This is a genomic window from Helicobacter sp. MIT 03-1614 (genome assembly GCF_000762925.2).
Lineage (GTDB): Bacteria > Campylobacterota > Campylobacteria > Campylobacterales > Helicobacteraceae > Helicobacter_C > Helicobacter_C hepaticus.
This window is the reverse complement of sequence record NZ_JRMS02000008.1, coordinates 27,942-49,256: the sequence shown is the minus strand read 5'-3', so window position 1 is coordinate 49,256 and position 21,315 is coordinate 27,942. Positions and strand designations below refer to the sequence as shown.

At 36.3% G+C, this 21,315-nt stretch carries 20 protein-coding genes and 2 pseudogenes; 7 read left to right on the top strand and 15 right to left on the bottom strand.

Annotation, left to right across the window (positions count from 1 at the left end; translation table 11 throughout):
- Window positions 1-29: 29 nt before the first annotated feature.
- The 4 genes from moaA to LS66_RS06880 all read left to right on the top strand — a co-directional run bounded on the left by moaA (window position 30) and on the right by LS66_RS06880 (window position 5,930).
- Window positions 30-1,028 carry a GTP 3',8-cyclase MoaA gene (moaA, locus tag LS66_RS06895; RefSeq protein ID WP_034364659.1) on the top strand — a complete coding sequence of 333 codons (999 nt, stop codon included), beginning with the start codon at window positions 30-32 and terminating at the stop codon, window positions 1,026-1,028.
- A gap of 95 nt (window positions 1,029-1,123) precedes the next feature.
- Window positions 1,124-2,209: an aminofutalosine synthase MqnE gene (mqnE, locus tag LS66_RS06890; RefSeq protein WP_034364662.1), complete on the top strand. Its 1,086-nt coding sequence runs from the start codon at window positions 1,124-1,126 to the stop codon at window positions 2,207-2,209.
- Between the two features lie 3 nt (window positions 2,210-2,212).
- Window positions 2,213-4,705, top strand: a complete 2,493-nt coding sequence (locus LS66_RS06885) for a heavy metal translocating P-type ATPase (RefSeq protein ID WP_034364665.1) — start codon at window positions 2,213-2,215, stop codon at window positions 4,703-4,705.
- A gap of 109 nt (window positions 4,706-4,814) precedes the next feature.
- Window positions 4,815-5,930 (top strand): Cj0069 family protein, encoded by a 1,116-nt coding sequence (locus LS66_RS06880; protein WP_011115863.1) that lies wholly within the window; start codon window positions 4,815-4,817, stop codon window positions 5,928-5,930.
- A 76-nt stretch (window positions 5,931-6,006) separates the two neighbouring features.
- Here the strand turns inward: LS66_RS06880 and LS66_RS06875 are convergent, their stop codons facing one another.
- Window positions 6,007-6,210, bottom strand: a complete 204-nt coding sequence (locus tag LS66_RS06875; RefSeq protein ID WP_011115864.1) for a hypothetical protein — start codon at window positions 6,208-6,210, stop codon at window positions 6,007-6,009.
- A gap of 163 nt (window positions 6,211-6,373) precedes the next feature.
- Here LS66_RS06875 and LS66_RS06870 point away from each other — a divergent pair, with 163 nt between their 5' ends.
- A complete protein-coding gene (locus LS66_RS06870; protein ID WP_034364668.1) occupies window positions 6,374-8,884 on the top strand; it encodes a DUF2726 domain-containing protein in 2,511 nt (836 codons plus the stop codon).
- 52 nt (window positions 8,885-8,936) lie between these two features.
- On the opposite strand, the gene LS66_RS06865 is transcribed toward LS66_RS06870, so the two are convergent.
- Complete coding sequence (locus LS66_RS06865; RefSeq protein WP_052057236.1) at window positions 8,937-9,887, bottom strand: aldo/keto reductase; 951 nt, start codon at window positions 9,885-9,887, stop codon at window positions 8,937-8,939.
- Window positions 9,888-10,068: 181 nt separating this feature from the next.
- Here LS66_RS06865 and LS66_RS06860 point away from each other — a divergent pair, with 181 nt between their 5' ends.
- Window positions 10,069-10,872: a TSUP family transporter gene (locus LS66_RS06860; RefSeq protein ID WP_226989473.1), complete on the top strand. Its 804-nt coding sequence runs from the start codon at window positions 10,069-10,071 to the stop codon at window positions 10,870-10,872.
- Window positions 10,873-10,876: 4 nt separating this feature from the next.
- On the opposite strand, the gene LS66_RS10200 is transcribed toward LS66_RS06860, so the two are convergent.
- The 10 genes and pseudogenes from LS66_RS10200 to LS66_RS06810 form a co-directional block, all read right to left on the bottom strand.
- Window positions 10,877-11,410 carry a hypothetical protein gene (locus LS66_RS10200; protein WP_052057238.1) on the bottom strand — a complete coding sequence of 178 codons (534 nt, stop codon included), beginning with the start codon at window positions 11,408-11,410 and terminating at the stop codon, window positions 10,877-10,879.
- Window positions 11,403-12,169 (bottom strand): annotated as a pseudogene (locus LS66_RS06850) (DNA adenine methylase). The gene LS66_RS10200 and the pseudogene LS66_RS06850 overlap by 8 nt, the downstream one beginning before the upstream one ends.
- A gap of 111 nt (window positions 12,170-12,280) precedes the next feature.
- Window positions 12,281-12,688 carry an AlwI family type II restriction endonuclease gene (locus LS66_RS06845; protein WP_034364671.1) on the bottom strand — a complete coding sequence of 136 codons (408 nt, stop codon included), beginning with the start codon at window positions 12,686-12,688 and terminating at the stop codon, window positions 12,281-12,283.
- Window positions 12,689-12,710: 22 nt separating this feature from the next.
- Complete coding sequence (locus LS66_RS06840; protein WP_034364674.1) at window positions 12,711-13,583, bottom strand: CfrBI family restriction endonuclease; 873 nt, start codon at window positions 13,581-13,583, stop codon at window positions 12,711-12,713.
- Complete coding sequence (locus tag LS66_RS06835; protein ID WP_034364678.1) at window positions 13,573-14,733, bottom strand: site-specific DNA-methyltransferase; 1,161 nt, start codon at window positions 14,731-14,733, stop codon at window positions 13,573-13,575. Before LS66_RS06835 ends, LS66_RS06840 begins: the two co-directional genes overlap by 11 nt.
- A gap of 15 nt (window positions 14,734-14,748) precedes the next feature.
- The gene (locus LS66_RS06830; RefSeq protein ID WP_034364682.1) at window positions 14,749-14,991 is read right to left on the bottom strand and encodes a DNA adenine methylase; all 243 of its coding nucleotides are present in this window, start codon (window positions 14,989-14,991) and stop codon (window positions 14,749-14,751) included.
- Between the two features lie 156 nt (window positions 14,992-15,147).
- Window positions 15,148-15,792: an SDR family oxidoreductase gene (locus tag LS66_RS06825; protein ID WP_034364685.1), complete on the bottom strand. Its 645-nt coding sequence runs from the start codon at window positions 15,790-15,792 to the stop codon at window positions 15,148-15,150.
- Between the two features lie 70 nt (window positions 15,793-15,862).
- A complete protein-coding gene (locus LS66_RS06820; RefSeq protein WP_161594735.1) occupies window positions 15,863-16,324 on the bottom strand; it encodes a cyclophilin-like fold protein in 462 nt (153 codons plus the stop codon).
- 16 nt (window positions 16,325-16,340) lie between these two features.
- The gene (locus tag LS66_RS06815) at window positions 16,341-17,333 is read right to left on the bottom strand and encodes an alpha/beta hydrolase (RefSeq protein ID WP_052057245.1); all 993 of its coding nucleotides are present in this window, start codon (window positions 17,331-17,333) and stop codon (window positions 16,341-16,343) included.
- A 61-nt stretch (window positions 17,334-17,394) separates the two neighbouring features.
- Window positions 17,395-18,258: an aldo/keto reductase gene (locus tag LS66_RS06810; protein ID WP_034364750.1), complete on the bottom strand. Its 864-nt coding sequence runs from the start codon at window positions 18,256-18,258 to the stop codon at window positions 17,395-17,397.
- Between the two features lie 381 nt (window positions 18,259-18,639).
- Between LS66_RS06810 and LS66_RS06805 the strand changes: the two genes are divergently transcribed.
- A complete protein-coding gene (locus LS66_RS06805) occupies window positions 18,640-19,218 on the top strand; it encodes a hypothetical protein (RefSeq protein WP_034364692.1) in 579 nt (192 codons plus the stop codon).
- 82 nt (window positions 19,219-19,300) lie between these two features.
- On the opposite strand, the pseudogene LS66_RS06800 reads toward LS66_RS06805, so the two are convergent.
- The 3 genes and pseudogenes from LS66_RS06800 to LS66_RS06790 all read right to left on the bottom strand — a co-directional run.
- Window positions 19,301-19,447 (bottom strand): annotated as a pseudogene (locus LS66_RS06800) (R.Pab1 family restriction endonuclease); the annotation flags it as partial.
- Between the two features lie 40 nt (window positions 19,448-19,487).
- A complete protein-coding gene (locus LS66_RS06795) occupies window positions 19,488-20,078 on the bottom strand; it encodes an HNH endonuclease (RefSeq protein WP_034364694.1) in 591 nt (196 codons plus the stop codon).
- A gap of 99 nt (window positions 20,079-20,177) precedes the next feature.
- On the bottom strand, window positions 20,178-21,266 hold the full coding sequence (locus LS66_RS06790; RefSeq protein WP_034364697.1) for an HNH endonuclease signature motif containing protein: 1,089 nt from the start codon (window positions 21,264-21,266) through the stop codon (window positions 20,178-20,180).
- Window positions 21,267-21,315: the final 49 nt, after the last annotated feature.

Genomic DNA, 21,315 nt, shown 5'->3' with positions numbered 1-21,315 from the left:
AAGCAAATTTATTATTTTGGAATGGTTTAATGTTAGTAGATTCTTTTTCTCGCACCATTGATTATATGCGCGTCTCTGTTACCAAAACGTGCAATTTTCGCTGTCAATATTGTATGCCTGATACACCAGAATCTTTTGTAGATGAGAGTGCACTCCCCCTACCCAAAATGCTTGAATTTATTAAACTTGCCATTGATAATGGTATAAAAAAGATTCGCATTACAGGCGGTGAACCGCTCTTAAGAGCAGATTTAAGCGCATTTATTGCCCAAATTTATGAATACGCTCCACATATTGAACTCACACTTACAAGCAATGCTTTCTTGCTTGAAAAATATGCCAAAGACCTTAAAGAAGCAGGACTTTCGCGTATTAATATTTCCTTAGATTCTCTTAAAAATGAACGTATAAAGCTTATTTCTAAACGCGATGCCTTGCCACAAATTCTAAAAGGCATTCACAAAGCTGCCGCTCTTGGGTTAGGCATTAAACTCAATATGGTGCCAATTCAAGGCGTAAATGACGACGAGATTGTTGATATGCTTCATTTTGCTGCCACTTATAGCTTTGGTATTCGTTTTATTGAATTTATGGAAAATATCCACGCAAGAGATGGCTTAAAAGGTTTGCGAAGTACAGAGATTCTCAATATTATCAATGCCAAATATCCTACTACTTTAGAAAAAAAAGAATGCTTTGGTCCTGCAAAGCTTTATTCAATTACCTTAAAAAATAATGATTCACACTCTTTGCCAAAACAGCTCACCTTTGGCATTATCTCTCCGCACGAAGATGATTTTTGTGCGAGTTGCAATCGTATCCGCCTCACAAGTGATGGTGTGATTTGTCCTTGCTTGTATTACCAAGAGAGTGTGAATCTTAAAGATGCCATTATGCAAGGTGATAAGGAAAGTATGCAAAAACTCTTAGAACTCTCTGTGCGTAATAAACCTGAAAAAAATCAATGGGAGCAGGAAATGGAGCAACAAAACCATTCTACACGTGCGTTTTATTATACAGGCGGATAATTCTTTACTGTGCAAACAAAGTGTGTAAATAAGATTCTAAGATTTTATACTATACAATCACTTTTATTGTATATGAAATTTATACAGGAGGAAAAATGGATTTATTGCAAAGGGCTCTAGCACAAGACACAGATTTAAGCCCAAAAGAGCTAAGCGGACTTTATGAATATGATATTTTCACACTTGGCGAAGCAGCGCACAATCTCCGCACAGAACTTTATGGCAAAAAAGTATTTTTTAATAACAATCGTCATATCAACCCAAGCAATATCTGTGCAGATGTATGTAAATTTTGTGCATTTTCCGCCTCACGCAAAAATCCTAATCCTTATTCTATGAGCATTGATGAAATTCTCGCTCAAGCACACAATGCTTATGAAAATGGTGCAAAAGAACTTCATATCGTCTCTAGCCATAATCCAAACTATACTTATGAATGGTATTTTGAGCTTTTCAAAGAAGTAAAAAAAGCTCTACCACAAGTCCATTTAAAAGCTCTTACTGCTGCAGAAGTGGATTATTTGGACAGAATCTCAAACAAAGGCTATAAAAAAGTGCTCGAAGATATGGCACAAGCAGGAGTGGATTCTATGCCTGGAGGTGGTGCTGAAATCTTTGATGAAGAAGTGCGCGCTTTTATATGCAAAGGTAAAGTGAGCTCGCAAAGATGGCTTGAGATTCACACATATTGGCACACTCTAGGAAAAATGAGTAATGCAACAATGCTTTTTGGACATATAGAACAAAGAGAACATAGAATTGACCATATGCTGCGATTACGCTCTGCACAAAGCGAAAATAGCAAGGTAACAAATAAGCAAGGTGGCTTTAATGCCTTTATTCCTCTTCTTTATCAACGTGAAAATAATTTCCTTAATGTCAAAACATTTCCAAGCGGACAAGAGATTCTAAAAACAATTTCTATTGCGAGAATCTTACTTTATAATATCCCACATATCAAAGCATATTGGGCGACTTTAGGGCTTAATCTTGCTATTGTTGCACAAGAATTTGGCGCTGATGATATGGACGGAACAATCCAATTAGAAAGTATTCAATCTGCTGCGGGAGCAAAAAGCAAAGGTGGATTAAGCAAAGAAGAACTTATCTCCCAAATTAAAGATGCCGGATTTCGTGCAATAGAGCGAGATTCTCTTTATAATGAACTTGCAGAGTGCTAAAAAGTGCGATGTTCCCATTGTCAGCTTGAATATGATATTTCACAACTAAGCACACGCTACAATGAGCAAGGCGAGGAGTTGCATTTTTGCTGTAATGGCTGTGAGAGTGTGTATTTTTTACTCCAAGAGTCCTCACTCACAAGCTTTTATGACAAGCTCACAAGCCCTCTCACTCCACCAACACTTGATACACACAATGATTTAGCACGATTTGATACAGACGCGTTTATGCAAAAATACGTCCATACCATTACAAAAGATGATATGAAACTCTGCGAAGTGCATTTAATCATTAGCGGAATTCATTGTGCAGCGTGTATTTGGCTCAATGAAAAGCTCCTTTTAGCGCAGGAAGGAATTATAAGCGCTACAATTAATTACACAAACAACAAAGCAACAATTGTATGGGATAGAAACAAGCTTCCTTTAAGCACTATTATTACTCTTATTCAATCTATAGGATATGATGCGTATGTATATGATAGCCGAATTCAAGAAAGTGCAGATAAAAAGCAAATGAAAGAATACTATATACGCGTTATTGTTGCGCTTTTTTGCACAATGAATATTATGTGGGTAGCCATTGCACAATATAGTGGATATTTTCTTGGTATCACTAAGGAAGCAAAAGATATTTTGAATCTTGCCTCATTTATCCTCTGCACTCCTGCACTTTTTTACTCTGGGTGGGTGTTTTTTCGCTCAAGTTATTATGGATTAAAAAATGGTTTTGTGGGTATGGATTTACTCGTTGCTGTTGGCTCTACATTGACTTATTTTTATTCTATATATGCTGCTATTACGCGCAGTGGAGAGACTTATTTTGAATCTGTGAGTATGATTATCACCTTTGTATTAATTGGCAAGTTTTTAGAAGTTCGAGCACGCAAAAATGCAGGGGATAGCCTTGATAAACTCAATCATCTACTACCCACAAGTGTGGAACTCTGTGATAAACAAAATCCTCATCTCACACGTCAAGTTACTCCAGAAGAGGTGCAAATTGGTGATATGATTCTTGTAAAAGCAGGTGAAAAAATTGCCATTGATGGCATTTTGCTTAGTCAAAGAGCAATTTTTGATACAAAAGCAATCAGTGGCGAATCCTTGCCTATAGAATCTAAAGAAGGCGATGAGATTCTCTCCGGCTATGTTAATCTTAATCATCAAATTTTTTATCAAGCGACCAAAATATTCTCACAAAGCCTTATGAGCCATATTATCGAACTTGTAAGCGCTTCTCTCAATTATAAACCACATATACAGAATCTTGCTAATAGCCTCTCGCAGTATTTTTCACGTGTGATTTTAAGTATAGCTTTACTTTGTTTTTTAGGCTGGTATTTCATAGGAAATGTAGGGGTTGAAAAATCGCTTATGGTAGCTATATCTGTGATTATTATCGCTTGTCCTTGTGCGTTGGCTTTGGCTACGCCTATTGCTTCTGTGGTTGGTATTGGCGAATCTTATCGCCACAATGTGCTTTTCAAACAAGCAAAATTCCTTGAAAGTCTTGCAAAAGCAAATATAGTTGTCTTTGATAAAACAGGAACACTTACTATTGGCAAACCAAAGGTGCAACAATGTTACATACAATCCGCTTATGATAAGCAACTTTTACGTGAGTTTGTGCGATTAAGCAAACATCCTGTGGCATTAGGAATTTTTGATTTTTTGGATACTCATACAGATTCAAGCACACAAGAAACTATATGGAATCTTAAGGACTTTCAGCAATTTGATGCACAAGGTATTTCTGCTTTGGTAGAGAGTGAAAATCAAAGTATTACACTTGTGGGAGGAAATTTAGAATTTTTGCAAAATAAGGGCTTCATTCTCCCGAAACTTACAATTAATAAAGGTATGGTCTTTGCCTATGGTATGCAAAAAAATGAAGAAAATATTTTGCTTGAAATTTTTGAGCTCTATGATGAACCAAAGCCCTATGCTAAAACTTTAATAGAATCTCTTCATAAACGTGGGATTGCCACAGCACTTCTTAGCGGTGATAGAGCGGAGAGCGTAGAGCAAATCAGCTCACTTATAAACATTCAAGAATCTCATCATAGTCTCTCGCCCTTACAAAAGGCAGAATGGATAGAATCTTATAAACATAAACACCCTCGCAATGTGCTTGTGATGGTGGGCGATGGGATCAATGATGCACCTGCGCTTAGTAAGAGCGATATTGCTATTTCTATGGGTGCAGGGAGTGATATTGCTATTTTAAGTAGCGATGTAGTCATTCTTGATGATAAACTCTCCACGCTACATAATGCCTTTGAAATTGCCCATAGAACTTATGTTAGTATCAAGCAAAATATAGCTTTGAGCATCGGCTATAATGCTTTAAGCGTGCCAATAGCTACTGCTGGACTTGTAATACCGCTTTTCGCTGCACTTTCTATGAGTCTAAGCTCTCTTATTGTAGTATTTAATTCTATGCGATTAAAATATTTTAAAGGTGAAACACAAAATGAAAATAAAAATGGGTAGATTCTAAAGAAGACAAACAAAATCTCATAAGAATATAAATTATTTTAGTTGTTCTTGTGAAAATTTAGCGTAATATAAAGATGTTTCATTTTATTTTAAGGAGGAATTCATGAAAAAACATATTGTTTTTTTTGAAGCAGTGGGAGGCAGTGATAAAGGTAAAGACGGGCACAGAAAAGACACTGTGCCAATGATGGATTATCTCAAGAAGCTTGGTTGGAACGCAGAGGTTGTTTTTTTTACAGACGAGATTTTGCGCGATGAGGCAAAAAAGAATGAAATCTATGAGTATGTTAAAAAGTCTGCTGATGCATATGTTTCACGCGTAAATCCGGGTAACCTCAAAGAAGAAAAACTCTATTTTGATGTATTACGCAAACTTTGCGCTGATGGCGTCATTGGTATGCCACACCCTGATGCAATGATTGGCTATGGTGCAAAAGATGCTTTAACTAAGCTTCGCAATACAGAACTTGTGCCAACAGACACTCTAGCTTATTATGACCCAAGCGAGGCAGCTAGAATTGGTGTAAAATGGGAAGCAGGAGGCGAACACGACTTCAAAAAGAACTTTCCCAAAACTCTTGCAAAAGGTGAAAGGGTACTCAAACAAAATCGTGGTTCAACAGGTGAGGGTATTTGGCGGGTGCAAATCAAAGACCCAAGCAAATACAAAGGTGTGAGCGAATTACCACTTGATACAGAGATTCGCTGCACAGAAGCAGTAGATAATCACGTTGAAGAGCGCAAACTCGGTGAGTTTATGGATTTTTGTGAAAAATACCTCAAGGGTGATAATGGTATGCTCGTGGATATGACATTCTTACCTCGTATCAAAGAGGGTGAAATTAGAATCCTTATGCTTTATAAAGATCCGATTTATGTTGTGCATAAAAAACCAGCTGAAGGTGCGGATGCATTCTCTGCAACACTCTTTAGTGGCGCAAAATATCGCTATGATAAGCCAGAGCAATGGAGCACTCTAGTAGATTACTTCCTTTCAAATCTCCCAGAGATTAAAACTAAACTTGGCAACTATGATTTGCCGCTCATTTGGACAGCGGACTTTATCCTTGATACAGATGCAAATGGTAAAGATAAATATGTTTTGGGTGAGATTAACTGCTCTTGTGTAGGCTTTACTTCTCCTGCAGAGTTTTTAGATAAAACTGCGCGTAGAGTAGCAAACACAATTATCAACATTGTGGAAGATGCGCAATCTTAATTCTTCATTTTTCCTACCCTCATCAAACTAGATTCTACGTAGAATCTAGTTTGAAACCTTAACTTAACCCCTTCTTTTATGCTTTAGTATTTAACAATAGCCCTTTGCTTACTACTAAACTTTCTAAACTATATGTAACCTCTGGCATTCGTGTTTCGTGCATTTTTAAACTATCCAACTTATAAGTTTCCTCATCTTTTCTTGGGTTACTTTGAGGCACAACGGGTGTTGTTGGTATAATTTGTGGTATTGGTTGATTAAAACTTATCGGCATTCCCATATTTGCTCCTTTTCCCCTATCCAATCTGTTTTTTTCTTGCGCTTCAAGCTTTTAAGTGTGATTATAGCAAGTTTCCTTTAATAACCAGTCCAAAAAAACACATTCACATCAAGCTCATTTAGAATTTGTTATAATACATATTTACCCAAAATAAAGAAGCACGATGACAAAAGAGTATTTTATCATTCTTAAAGGCAAGGATAAGAGCGCGGAGATTGAGTATTGCTGCCTTGAAAATGAGAATCTCAAAGTGGTATTTAAAAACAATCCGCAAACTTACACTTACCAAAAAGAAAATTTTGCGCTTGTAAAAAGAGCGACAAACTATAAGTTCTTTAACTACCTCAAAGAGCTTTGTGCTCTTTCAGAAATGCAAACACCAGAGGGCAATTTAAATGTGTTGCTCAAAGAATATGAGAGAATCCAAACTATCCCCAAACAATCTGCCTTGTCTATCTACCTCAATCCCTCATCGTTCAAGCAAGATTCTATCAATGAATCTCCGCTTATTTTTCCCTTTGGCGCAAACAAATCCCAATACGAAGCGGTGCAAAATGCAATGGGTAGCCAAATAAGCGTTATTGAGGGACCACCGGGCACAGGCAAAACACAGACGATTTTAAATATCATCGCAAATCTTATCTGCCAAAACAAAACTATCGCAGTGCTCTCTAATAACAACTCCGCTACGCAAAATGTTTTTGAAAAGCTTGAGGGCTATGGGTTTGGATTTGTTTGTGCGACTTTGGGCAAAAAGGACAATAAAGAAAGCTTTATCGCTAACCAAAGTGGCACTTATCCCTCTTTTGATATTCCTGCAACAGATGCGACAAAGCTTAAAGCCGAGCTTGTCTGCCTTAATCAAAAGGCATTAGAGAGTTTTCATCTTACTAACGAATTAGCCAAGCAAAAGACATTTTTAAACGCGCTAAGATTAGAATATGAATATTTCAAAACGCAAGAGAACATCTCGCCTTTAGCAATCAAAAACTTTACAAAATTAACAAGTGATAAGATTCTTAAAGCCAAAGTGCAGATAGAACAGGGCCAAAAACTCTCTTTTTGGTTAAAACTCAAACTTGTTTTTTTAGACAAAGTGGGGGATTTTAGATTCTATAAATCTCCTAAAAAAGAGATTTTGCATACATTAGATTCTTATTATTATATCCTTAAAGAGGTGGAACTTTCAAAATCTATTGAAAAACTCCAATCCGCTCTCCCATCTTTACAGCAAGAAAATCCTGTGCAAAAGCTCAAAGTTTGTTCCTTGCTTTTATTCAAGTCTTACCTTAGGGCAAAATACCAAAACAAACAACAAAGAGTGCGATTTGAACTTTTTGATTTAAACCAAAACGCACCCGCCCTCTTGCAAGAATATCCCGTGATTCTAAGCACTACACATTCTATTAAATCCTCGCTCAATCTTAAAGACACATTGTTTGATTATGTGATTATTGATGAAGCTTCACAAGTGGATTTAGTTACAGGTTTTCTGGCATTAAGTAGCGCGAAAAACGCTATTATCGTGGGAGATACGAAGCAACTTCCTAATGTGATTGCCCAAGATAAAAAACCTCTCATTGAAACGCTCACACGAAAATATTGCATTCCTTTGCATTATGATTTTTTAGAGCAAAGTTTGCTAAGCTCTGTGATAGCAACCTTGCCCAATGTGCCAAAAGTAATGCTTAAAGAACATTATCGCTGCCACCCTAAAATCATTGGATTTTGCAATAAAAGATTCTATAACAATGAATTGATTATTTTAAGCGAAGATAAGGGTGAAAATGATGTGATACAGACATTTGTTACACAAAAAGGCAATCACGCAAGGGGGCATTATAACCAAAGAGAAATTGATGTAATAGTAAAAGAAGTTTTGCCACCCTTGCAAGCAAATCTCACAAAGGAGCAAATTGGCATTATCTCGCCCTTTAGGAAGCAAAAAGCGCATTTGCAACATAATGTGAGTGGGATAGAAATAGACACGATTCACAAATATCAAGGACGAGAAAAAGAGGCGATTATCCTAAGCACAGTAGAGAATGAAATCAGTGATTTTATTGATAATCCAAATTTGCTTAATGTCGCTATAAGCCGTGCTAAGCGGTTTTTGCGAGTTGTCATCTCTGCGCAAATCTACCAAAGCAAAAGCCATTTAAAAGATTTAATTGCCTATATGCAATACCATAATTTTGAAATCACACAAAGCAAAGTGAAATCTATCTTTGACCTGCTGTATAAGGCAAATGCGGAAGCAAGGCGCAAATATCTTAAAGGCAAGAAAAAAATCTCCGCTTATGATTCTGAAAACCTTGCCTATCACGCGCTTAAAAATTGCATTAGCTCTTATGGGAACTTGGATATTGCTACACATATTCCACTATATAGAATCTTAAGCTCTACTCAAGGCTTAAATGCACAAGAAATAAAGTTTATCCAAAGTTCAAGCCATATTGATTTGCTGATTTTTAACACGATGGATAAACTCCCTGTGCTTGCCATAGAAATAGATGGCTTTGCTTATCACAAGGAAGATTCTAGGCAAAGTAAAAGAGATAAGTTGAAAAATGCGATTTTACAAAAGTGCGGCATTACACTGCTAAGGCTTAACACGATAGAAAGTGATGAAATTGTGCGAGTAAAAGCGTATTTGGATAAGCTACAAGGATAAAGCCGTGCGCTACCTACCCAAATATTTTGGCGCGATTAATTGGCAGTTTCCCCTAATAATTCGTCCAAGAAAATGCACTTTTATTCGTATCAAGCTCTTTAAGAATCCGCATATCCTGCGCACTTAAAGAAAAATCAAAGACATTAAGATTTTCTTGCATTCTTGCTCTTTTAGAAGTTTTTGGTATGACAGAGATTCCTTGTTCAATCAAAAATCGTAAAACCACCTGCGCGGGTGTTTTGTTGTATTTTTGTGCTATGTTTTTCAGTGTGGGATTTTCTAAAATTGAACCTTTCCCCGCGATAAAAGGACTCCAGCTTTGCAACAAAGTTTTTTTGCTCTTCATCGCCCCTCTTAAGGGCTTTTGTTGGAGGAGTAAATGTGTCTCGCACTGATTAATCGCAGGAATCACCTCACAAGATTTCACAAACTCACTATACGCCTTCGCACCAAAGTTTGAAATACCTATGCTCTTTAAAATACCTTGCTTATAAAAGCTCTCCATTGCTCTATACATCGCCTTAGATTGAGAGTATGGCATATGGATAAGCAAAGAATCAATATAATCAAGCCCTAAAGTTTTTAAGGATTTTTCAATGGATTTTTTTGCTAAATCCTCGCTACTTGATTCTAAAAGCTTAGTTTGGATAAAAAACTCCTCACGTTTGATTCCGCCTTTTACTGCCGCATTTATCGCTGCTCCAAGCTCGGCTTCATTATTATACATCTGTGCGCTATCAAAGAGCCGATAACCCACCTCTATGGCTTCGCTCATCGCCTTTTGCCCTGCTTTACCCGTAAGCGAATAAGTGCCAAGCCCAAGAATGGGCATTTTAACGCCATTATTGAGGGTGAGAGTTTGCATTTTTGCTCCTTTTTTGGAAATTTGCTTCAAATCTTGTGCGAAAAGTGGATAAGGTATATAAGCCCCGAGTGTCGCTACTCCTGTGAATTGTGCTAGATTCTTTAAAAAGTCTCTACGATTTGCATTATACGATTTCATAGAATCCTCCTTGTTTGTAAAATAGATTGTGTAATTATACAGCCTGATATTAAGTATTTGTCAAGGGGTGAAAGAAAATATTCAAGATTTGCAAATGCCTTTTTTCAAATAAAATTTAGTATATAATGCAAAGATTTTGATTTTTGCCAACATAAGAAAGCGATCTTTAATAAGGAGAAATATGAGCTTGGATTTATTCACAATGGCTACATTTACAACCCCTACATTTGAAGGCATAGCTCTGTATTTTTATCCTCTCTTCTTTATTGCTTCTATTGTAGGCGGGGTTGTAGGCTCACTCTCTGGCGGAGCAGGAATGATAACAATGCCTTTATTGCTTGTAAGCGGACTAAATCCTCTCCAAGCCTTAGCGACAAATAAGCTTCAAGCCTGTGTAGGCTCATTCGTCAGCGCAGCACATTATTATCATCAAGGTTTGGTGGATATGAAAGAAAGTCGTGCGGTGATGATAATTGCACTGCTCTTCGGAGCAGTGGGCGCGATTTTAGTGCAGTTTATAGAGATTGCTTTACTCTCAAAAATCTTGCCTTTTGTGATGATAGCAGTGGGTGCATATTTCTTACTCTCTCCAAACATTAGCGAGGAGGACAGAGCCAAAAATCCTCATAAAATCTTTTTGTTTATAAGCATCGCAATAGCAGGATTATATGGAGGATTCTTAGGCATTGGGATTGGCTCTTTTATCTTAGCTTTGCTTGTAAGCATTGGTGGTTATGGACTTAGCAAAGCCTTAGCGCATTCGCGTTGGATTGTTTTTAGTATCAACATCGCCTCTACTTTGTTTTTCATACTCGGAGGTAATGTGCTTTGGATTCTAGGCATTATTATGTGTGTGGGACAAATCATCGGTGCAAGCTTTGGGGCACGCCTTGCAATAAAGCACGGAGCAAGGATTATCCGCCCGATTGTAATATGCGTTTGCTTTGCCCTCTCCACTCAATTACTTGTTAGGGAGTTTTTCTAGGATTCTAAAATCCTATTTCAAAAACGAGCGCGATAACTTCCTTTTGTGCGATGTTTTTATAAAGATTGGTATCAAAGCAAAACTCTGGCGTGTATTTTCTACCTCGTATGCTTAAAACAAGGCTTTCATCATTTAAGAATGTGCGAATGAGTGATGAGGCATAAGCAAAATCCAAATGTTGCATTTCAGAATCTCCCACATTAGCACTCTTTAATTCAAAATTAAGCTTACTTTTATAGATAATGGATTCTGTATTTATGTTTGGAATGTCAATGTATCCATCGCCCTTACAAAGGATATATCCACCATTTTTTATAGGTAAAATAAAAAGCTCATTATCAATAAAAATCTGTGGTCTTTCTTCCTTAGAATCTTGTTTGCATAGAATGCGAACTTCTTTTTGCGAAGTCTTGCTGAAATCTTTTACACATTGTTTAATCTGCTCGGCACTAATAACAAAAGGAGCATTGTTAAAATCGTGCTTTAAAATATCTAAATCTGTAAAAATCTTTTCCCAACTTGCACTATTTTTACTCATAATTTCCCCTAATTAGTAATTCTGTAATCTCACCTCTTTTCTTGCCCTTACAATTTATCGCTCGTTTTGCTTGAATCTCTAGTATTTTAAAGCCCTTGTATTGCTCTTTAATAAAGGTAGTGTTTGAATTGCTTTGTAAAACTTTTACATTTTTAGAATCTAGTTCCTTAAAAATCTCTCTCAAACGCTCTTGTTCTTTTTCTAAAAATACATCTGTATAGCTCACAAAGCTTGAAGTTTTACTAAGCGGATAATAGGGTGGGTCAAAATAAACAAAATCTCCGCTTTTTGCTAGTTTTATCATATCTGCAAAATCCAAGCATAGAATCTGCGCTCTTTGCAAAGCATTTGAAGCATTGAAAATCAAATTTTTATCATAAATTTTGGGATTCTTGTAGCTTCCCATTGGAGTGTTAAACTCACCCTTTGCATTGTAGCGACATAGTCCATTGAAACAAGTTTTATTCAGGTAAATAAATCTTGCAGCTTTGAAAATAGAATCTAAATGCATAAAATCCTTATTTCTATCAAGGTTACGAATACTATAAAAAAGCTCTTTATTGTGATTTTTTGCAAAGATTCTAGTTCTTTTAAAAGGGCTTTGGGATTCTTTTGAATGACTTGATAAGTGTTAATTAACTCAGTATTTTTATCGCTTAAATAAATGGTTTTAAATTCTAAAACCCTTGATTTAAGAGCAAAAAATAATACACCACCGCCTACAAAAGGCTCAAAATACGCATTAAAATTTCTTGGCATAGAAGCAATGATAGAATCTACTAATGCTCTTTTACCTCCAGCCCATTTGATAAAAGGCTTAGATTCTGTATTTTGAAACTTTGAAAGATTTATTTGTATCGTCATCGTGCCTCATTTTTTGATAATGCCAAATTCTACCATTCCAGCCCTTACAAAACTCTTGACAAATAAATTCATATTGATTTCGTGTTTTTTTATCAAAGCTTGGATATGGGTTTGATACCATTTGCTACCCCAAGTTTCGCCATTATCAAGGAGCTGTTGGAATTTGGGCAAAAGCTCGTTGTAGTTTGCATTGGATTCTAAAATCTTAACTAAATCTTGCGTGCTTAAGGGCAAGATTTTCATTCCTTTAATGTGTGTGGTTTCGTTTTCAAAATAGCAGTTGAGGCGACTTCTAAAATCATTTAACACATTTTTATCCAAATAAGGCGCGACAAAGATTCCATAACTTTGCGTTTGCAGGTTAGAATCTAAACTAAGTAAAAGATTCCCCAAATGCCTTGAAACATTTTCCATTTCAGCCCACAATAAAAATAAATTATCTAGAGCAATAAGGTATCTCTAGCTTATATAAAATTTTTCTAAAATCATTTAAGCAGTTTTTATTATTCTTAAGCTCTAAATATTCAATTCCCAAAGACTTCAATTGATTTTTATTCTGCAAACTTAGAGTATCTGCTATGAATATATTAGTATCTCTTGCAATTACAGCATCTGCAGATTCTGGATTGCCTTTACCCATCAATTTTACTTCAACTCTGTATTCTTTGCTCTTGTTAAAATTATAAAGTTTAAAATCCACTTCCCTATCAAAATCAAGTTCGCCATTTTTCTTAAAAATTTCACTATTGATACAATCCTTTCTAACTCTGCATTTTTCACACAAAGCCAACACTAAAGGTTTTTCTACTCTCTTACCTATGCTACTCCAAGCTCCACCACGCAAAGCAATTTTCTTGGTGGCTAAAGCATTAATAACCAACAAACTTTCATTTAAATTTAATTCTACTGAAATCCCTTTGTAAGAAATTTTAAGATTAATACCTATATTTTCACTGCTATCACCTAATGAGCTTAATAAATCTTCTAAATAATCAATATTAGCGTTTGCTACATTTAATACAATTTCCTTAGTAGCACTACCATAAATATTGCTGATAGTTTTTTTATTCATACCCGCAAATATTGCTGCTTCACTTGGTTCAATATTTGCATTATTGATGAAATATTGCTTATACCATTCTAAATTGATACTTGTATCACTCATCTTTGCTTCTAAAATTTGTTTAAAAAACTCTAAAGCAAAATCTAAAAATTCTAAATTGATAGCATTAACAATTTCCTCTCTATAATCCTCCCCTTTCAAAAGTTTTTCTATGGTTTTACTGATGATTATGCTATCAAATCTCATCAAATCCTCTTTGTTTTAATTTTTGTGCATATTCTAAATTCTGCTCACACAAAAGTGGGATTCTACCCATTTCTTTTGCCACCTTACCAAAAGTCCCACTTCCCGCAAAAGGGTCGCATACAACATCACCTTCAAAAGAATAATATTTTAAAACTTTTGCGCAAAGCTCTTCTGGGAAAACTGCAGGGTGATTTCTATCAGATTTTGGTGCGATATACCAACAATTTGTAGAATCCACCTCTTCATTATTTTTTAAATTTTTATCATAAGCTTTAATATTTTTATCAAGCAAAAAGGGGGAATTTTTACGATAAACCATAATGCTTTCAGTAATGCAGTTTGGTTTATAACTTAAAGGTTTTTTTGTCTGCAAATATCCTGCTATACGATTTGGCACAGAATATTCTGGCTTTATCCAAATAATCTCATCTACAAAATAGAATCCACTTTCGCATAAGATTTTATGAAAATCAAAATGAATTGGATAGCGAATAGATTCAAATTCTCTCCCCGCTCTTTTAGTAATTACAGGCGAAACATTAATAAGGATAAATCTGCCATTTTCTAAGATTCTATAACATTGTTTTAGGGTATTATTCATAGAATCTAGGTAGTTTTGATAACTTTTATAATCGTTATAAAGCCTTGCGTTATAATATGGAGGAGAAGTAAAAACGAGCTGGATTTGCTGTTCTTGTATTTTGTTGAGCGAGATACTATTATCGCCTATAAGCAAAGAGGGTTTTAGAATCTGTCTCTGCCTAGTTTTAACTTGCTTTTTATTTTGTCTAAATTCGTAATATTCAAACATTTTCTGCATTACCTCATTTTGATAATGTGCTAACATTTTATCTCTTAAAATAGCAAATTTTACATCTTGTTTTGCTTTATAAAGGCAAGTGCGAAACATTTGATAAATTACTTCCATATAATGATTATTAAAGGCTTCTTTAGATAAAAACTTATAGATTTTATCATTATCTTTTTGTCTGCCAATAGAAGATACTATCTCTCTCCTTATATCAACACTTAAATTTTCTTGCATAAACATATCCAAAAGAATAGCAAAATTAGAGTCTGATTTATCTAACCCTAGCTTCTTAATATATTCTATGGTTGGTGTAGCAAAAAAACTTTGCGTAATTGTCATATTTTCCCCTGAATTTTATTGAAATTCTACTATTCTAGCCTTTACAAACTCTTGATAAATTTGAACACACAAAAAGTCATTGATTACACAGCGGTTTTTAACAAAATATTCACTCACCACGCCTGTGCCACTAAACACATCAAAAAAGCTAAGATTGTGCTTATCCCTATAATCAAAAGCCTTTAAAATACTTGTATCAATAGAATCTAAAAGCTTTGTTTTTGCTCCTGTATAGCGGCGGTTTGCAAGAGAGAACATAAAAAACCTTGAACTAAATTTTAATGCATTATACAATATTTGGGATATTTTCGTGCCACTTGCGCGGCTTTAAAATCGCGCAATTTATTTTTACTCTCTGCTAGGATATTTTTCTGCTGTTTATTTCCTGTATTATCCCCCCTTAAAATTTGCAGTTTAATACACGACTTCGTATTTATCTTGCTTTTGGTAAGCTTCCCAATATTTCTCTGCAATCAATTCAGGGGCGTGTTGTGTGTTTGGCTGAATGTGTCCCGCTATGGTGATAAGCCCCACAAAAATGCCTTTTTCCTTTAATTCATCGTGCAATGTCTTGCCAAGTGCCTTGAGTGCGGCTTTACCTATTGAGATTCCCGCGTGCTCTTTGCTAGGATTATCCCCAAAAATACCGCCGGATAATAAAATCGCGCCGCTTCTTTGCTGCGCTTGTTTTTGTATTACAAGCTTAACACAACATAAGGCACTTGCGACATCGGTTTGATAATGCTTGATGAAGTCATCATTGCTAAATGCCGTTGCAAACCCGTCCTTACGCACTCTCGCATTATACACAAGGACATCTACAACACCAAAGGCGTCTTGAATCTCTTTAAAAGCGGATTCCAAAATTTGCGGTTTTTCACAATCTGCAGAATAGATAAAAGTCTCAATGCCCTCTTTTTCAAACTCTTCTTTATATGCGTTTAGATTCCCAACATTCCTTGCAATGAGAATGACCCTAAAACCACTCTTGCCAAAATGTTTTGCAACAGCATTGCCTAAGCCTTTCCCTGCGCCTACAACAACGATATTCTTTTTCATTTTTTCCCTTTTGTAATTTTAGCTCTCACAAAATTCTATTCTTAAGCCTAAAAAAGCCACTAAGCTATCTTTACTCCCTGCTAGGATATTTTTCTATCGTGAGGATAAAATCTTGCTTTTGGGCTTTGAGGTGCGTGATAAAAGATTCTTTTTCTGCCTTTGGTGCGCCTAGCTTAACCAAGCCCTTGTATGGGGGCTGCTTGGCATAAAAGATTCCGACATTACCCCAAGGGGCGAAATAGAAAAAATCGCCGCTTTGTGGGTCATATTCTCCGCTCTCTTGAGTGCTTAGGCTTTTATCAAGCTTAGCAATCTTTTCCTTGCCTACATAATCACTAAAGCTTAGGCGTAAAGGCAAGAGTGCGTAGAAATCCCTTGCAGCCGCATTATTTTCTAAAGTCAAAACAAAGCTTTTCCCGCTAAATTGCATTTGTATTTGCATTTGCCCCTCCAATTCCCCCCTTAAGTCTTTGCCTAAAGCGCATTGCGTTAGCAGCGCAAACAATAAACAAAGAAATGTATATTTGCGCATATTGTTCCTTTGCGTCCTACTTCAAGTTCGCATTAAAAAATGTAGCGATTTTATCAAAGGGAATCTTTTGCGCATTGTCATACAAATCCGTGTGATTGGCGTCTTTGATAAGCAATAATTCTTTATTTTTACCCTTAAGCTTTTTGTAGGCATCTTGACTAAAGTATTTGCTATGTGCCTTATCCCCGTGAATGATTAAAACCGCACTTTGTATCTCATCGCTATATGCCAAAATAGGCGCATTGATAAAGCCTAAAGACGAAGTGAGATTCCAATACCCATTGGAGTTAATTGAGCGTGCGTGGAATCCACGAGGCGTTTTGTAATAATCAAAATAATCTTTGATAAATTGTGGCTCATCGCCTCTAAGCTTTTGGGGCAATCCATCGGCTTTGGCGTAAGTGCCGCTTTTGAAATCCTTTGTGCGCTGTGCATTGAGACTTTCTTTAAGCTTATAGCGCGCCTTTGCGTCCATTGAATCATTATAGCCATTGGCATTGACGCGGCTCATATCATACATTGTAGAAGCCACGACTGCCTTAATGCGCGTATCCATTGCGGCAGCATTAAGTGCAAATCCGCCAAATCCGCAAATGCCCAAAATGCCGATTTTGTTAGAATCCACATTTGCATAATTGCTTAGAAAATCCACCGCTGCACTAAAATCCTCTGTATTAATATCGGGTGAGGCGACATTTCTAGGTTTGCCTCCGCTCTCTCCTGTATAGGAAGGGTCAAAGGCAAGAGTGATAAAGCCCTTTTGCGCTAAAGTTTGCGCATAGAATCCACTCGCTTGCTCTTTGACTGCGCCAAAAGGACCACTGATTGCGATTGCTGGCAGCCTTTGTGCCTTGCCTAGATTCTTAGGTAGATACAAATCCCCTGCGAGTGTGATTCCATAACGATTGGTGAATTTTACCTTTTGGACTTTGACTTCATTGCTTTTTGCAAACACCTTATCCCATTTCTCTTGAGCCATTGCTCCACCTCCTATAAAAAATATTAGCATTATAAAAATGCGTGTGAAAGTTTGTGTGAATGTTGTGTGTGTCATTTTGTTCTCCTAAAATTTATGCTTTATGCATCTTGGTATAATCAAAGAGGAATTTCGCGCTCTGTGGGTCGCGATGGTCTAAAAAAAGCGTTTTACCCGTATCAAGTGTGGCAATCCTTTGCATATCCTCATCACTTAAACTAAAGTCAAACACATTAAAATTCTCAATCATTCGCTCTTTGCGCGTTGTTTTTGGAATCACCACGATTTGCCTTTGGATAAGCCAACGCAACACCACTTGTGCGGCACTTTTATTATATTTTTCCCCGATGTTTCTAAGAATCTCATTGGTAAAAAGTCCATTCTTGCCCTCTGCGAAACTCGCCCACGATTGTGTAACTATGTCAAGCTCTGTATTTACTTTTTGTTCGGCTTGTTTTTGGTAGAAAGGGTGCAGCTCAATTTGATTAATCATCGGCTTAATCTCGTTATTAAGGTAAAAATCCATAATCCTATCAGGATAAAAGTTACTCACACCAATGGCTTTAAATCTCCCCTCTTTATAGAATCTGCTTAATGCTCTCCACGCTCCATAAGTGTCATTATAAGGCTGATGAAGTAGCATTAAATCCACATATTCTAAACCTAATTTGCGTAAAGATTCCTCACACGCTTTGAGTGCCTTTTCTTCAGGGTAATTGTCAATCCAAAGCTTTGTCGTGATGAAAAGTTCCTCGCGCTTTAGCCCACCTTGTAGGGCTGTCTTTATCGCTGCACCTACTTCCGCTTCGTTGAAATACGCCTGTGCGGTATCAATGCTTCTATATCCCACGCTGATTGCGTCCTCTACGCATCTTTGCGTTTCTTTGGGGTCAATTTGATACACTCCATAGCCCAAAATTGGCATTTTTACGCCATTGTTTAAAGTGATAAATTCCATTGTGTCTCCTTGTAAATGATTTTGTATTTGGGATTTTCCCGCTTTTTCTGTGCTTTGTAGATTCTGTGCGGAATCTGTTTTATCCTCTTTAGAATCACACGCACTTAAGGCAAATCCACTTAAACTTGCTAGACTTGCTACTGCGCCAAACTTTGCAGAGGTTTTTAAGAATGCTCTGCGCTCTAATAGCTCTTTGTGCTCTTGCATCGTTACTCCTTAGAGGTAAAATAAAACCAACTTTGAAATTATAAAGCCTGATACCTGGTATTTGTCAAGGGGAAATTGCAAAATATATTATAATGTGATTTACCTAATCTGCTAAAATGTGTAAAAAAGCATTATAGAATCTTGCGTGATTTCATTGCATAATAGGAGTGAGATTTGGATTTTTTAGAACTTGCCAAAGAAAATCAACAAAAAGCCTTTGAAGTGATAGAGCAAACCAAAGTTTTGGAGTGTTGGCAAAGCATAGGTGCGGAGATTAACCTCATTGGCTCACTCAAAATGGGCTTACTTTGCAAACATCTTGATATTGATTTCCATATCTACACGCCCACACTTGAAGTTACCCGAAGCTTTGACGCAATGGCAAAACTCGCAAACAATCCTAAAATTATCCACATAGAGTATCGCAATCTTTTGGAGGAAGAGGATAAGTGTTTGGAGTGGCACGCATTCTATCAAGACGAGCAACTTTGGCAAATAGATATGATTCACATTGTGCAAGGCAGCAAGTATGCGGGGTATTTTGAGAGAGTGGCGGAGCGTATTTTACAAATAATGAGCGAAGCACAAAAAGAGCAGATTCTAAAGCTTAAGTTTGAAACGCCAGATAACCTTAAAATCGCAGGGATAGAATACTATCAAGCCGTGCTACAAGAAGGCATTACGGACTTTACAGAGTTTATGCAATGGCACAAATCTCGCCCGCAAAATGCTATTGTAGAGTGGATTCCTTAGTTTTGGTAGATTGTGCAGGTAAGGATTATCCCTACTTAATATTTAGAATCCTTGAGATATTATCTATCTTTTGCACAAAAACCTATTTAAAAAATGTCTTTTTTATCAAATGAAGAATCTGCAACACATCGTAATGATGATTCTTGCTTAAGATACCAAAAATCTTAAAACACTCAAGCACAAATGTCTTATGTCTAGCATCTAATGACAAAATCCCACATTCTTTAGTATTTGTAACTTTGACTCAAGTGGAACCATCATAAAATCTATCACTTCTTCCAAACAATATGCCCATTAATATTATGTTTCTCATAAACCTCTAGCACATCTTCTAAGAAATCTATTAATTCTTTCTCATTGGCATTTTTGGCAGTTTCCAACATCCTTAAAAACATCTTTTTGCCTGTCTCGGTTTGTTTTAGATTTTTCTTTAAGAAGTTATGCTTACTACAAAGCGTTTGTCCATTCTCTAATGTGGCTTTACCGCCCAAATCTTTTGGCTTAATATGGTCAATATGTAATTCCGCGCCCTCTTTTTTGCCTATTCCGCAGATAACGCATTGATAATTATCTCGCTCTAAAATTTGCTTTTTAAGTGCAGGGGCAAAATCCTCCAAATCCTCTCGTAAAGCAACAAAATCAGGGTCATAACGATAGACTCCTTTTGCAATTTTTTGCAAATAGCCCCTTTGGTGCAAACTCCTAATCCCTCTATCTGGGTCTCTAAAAACTTTACCCGTGCGTTTTTGCCACTCTTTTACAACCCAATCTACAACTTCTGGGTGAGGAATATCCCTTTTTGGATTTGCTTTAAAAAATTCCATTATTAAATCAAGTTGGCTACCCTGTTTTCCGCTCATTCAAACAAACTCCTATCTTTTCTATCTACCTCTTTTTTAATCATCTCTAAAAGCGATTTTCTGCTACAAGCGCGCATCATTTGTTTTCCTGCTAATTCTCTAACAATAATCATCAAAGACTTCACCACCTTTCCATTCTAGCCCTTGAGCAAGAGTAAAATATTTATATCCGGCATTTTCGTCAAAGTATGTCTCTAAAGCTGTATGAATAAAACAATCATTTTCATATGTAACTTTTGCTAAAGAATATCTTTTTATATTTGGTGGTTCAAATCTACAAAGCACAAGCAGAGCATTTTCATTTATTCTAAAATCTTGTATGTGCAAATCTTTAGCATTTTGCCCATTTTGTGGTAGTTTTTTCTGTGTTGCATTGTCTTGTAAAAGCACATATTTTATAATCACAGATGTGCCATATTGATTACTTGAAAATACTTTGTCCTGTTGCATATTTTTCGCATAGGCTTCAAGCGGATTCTGCTCTTTGGTTTTTGGACAAAGCGGAAACTCACTCGGTGTTCTCCAATTTCTTTGCTTCGCATTTGCTGGAAAAATGGCTTGCGTATCATAAAAATCATCTTGTATAGATTCGGTAGGCTTTTTATCTGTAAAATAAAGTGGCTTATAAATCCACTCGCCTATACCATTATTTTGATAAAAAGATTCCTTTTTTATTTGTTCTCTTTGCAAAAATAAATACTCTAAATTTTTAAGACAATTTTGTGCCTCTTCTACGCTAACCTGTCGCATCCATTGGAAATTTTGAGATTCATTTGCCGAAACTTTCTCTCTTAGAATCTTAGGATTTTTTAAAAATGCCTCAATGCTCCCACAATGATAAATAATCTTTTGACGCGTGAGCGGATTAAGCAAAGCGTTTTCTAGTCGTGTAAGATAGCGAAGATTTTCTGGGCGATTATTTTGGCGATTGGTATCAATATGGTCTATAATATGTTCTTTTGTTGGTGGTTTTCCCAGAAAAGCCATAGCCACAATTCTATGCACTCTCGCCGAGCCAAGATAAAGATAGCCATTTTTATGGTTTGGTGTGCCAAAACTCCAGCAATTATCGTTTTTATATATCTTACCTTTTGCGTGGCGAAACACTGCACCATTATCCCTCACAGAATAAGTATGCTCTTTATAAACACATTCTTTTGTTTGTGTAAAATTATCAATAGGATTCATCTTATGTCTTTAACATCTGTTTTGAGACTGATTAAATATCTAAAGTGTG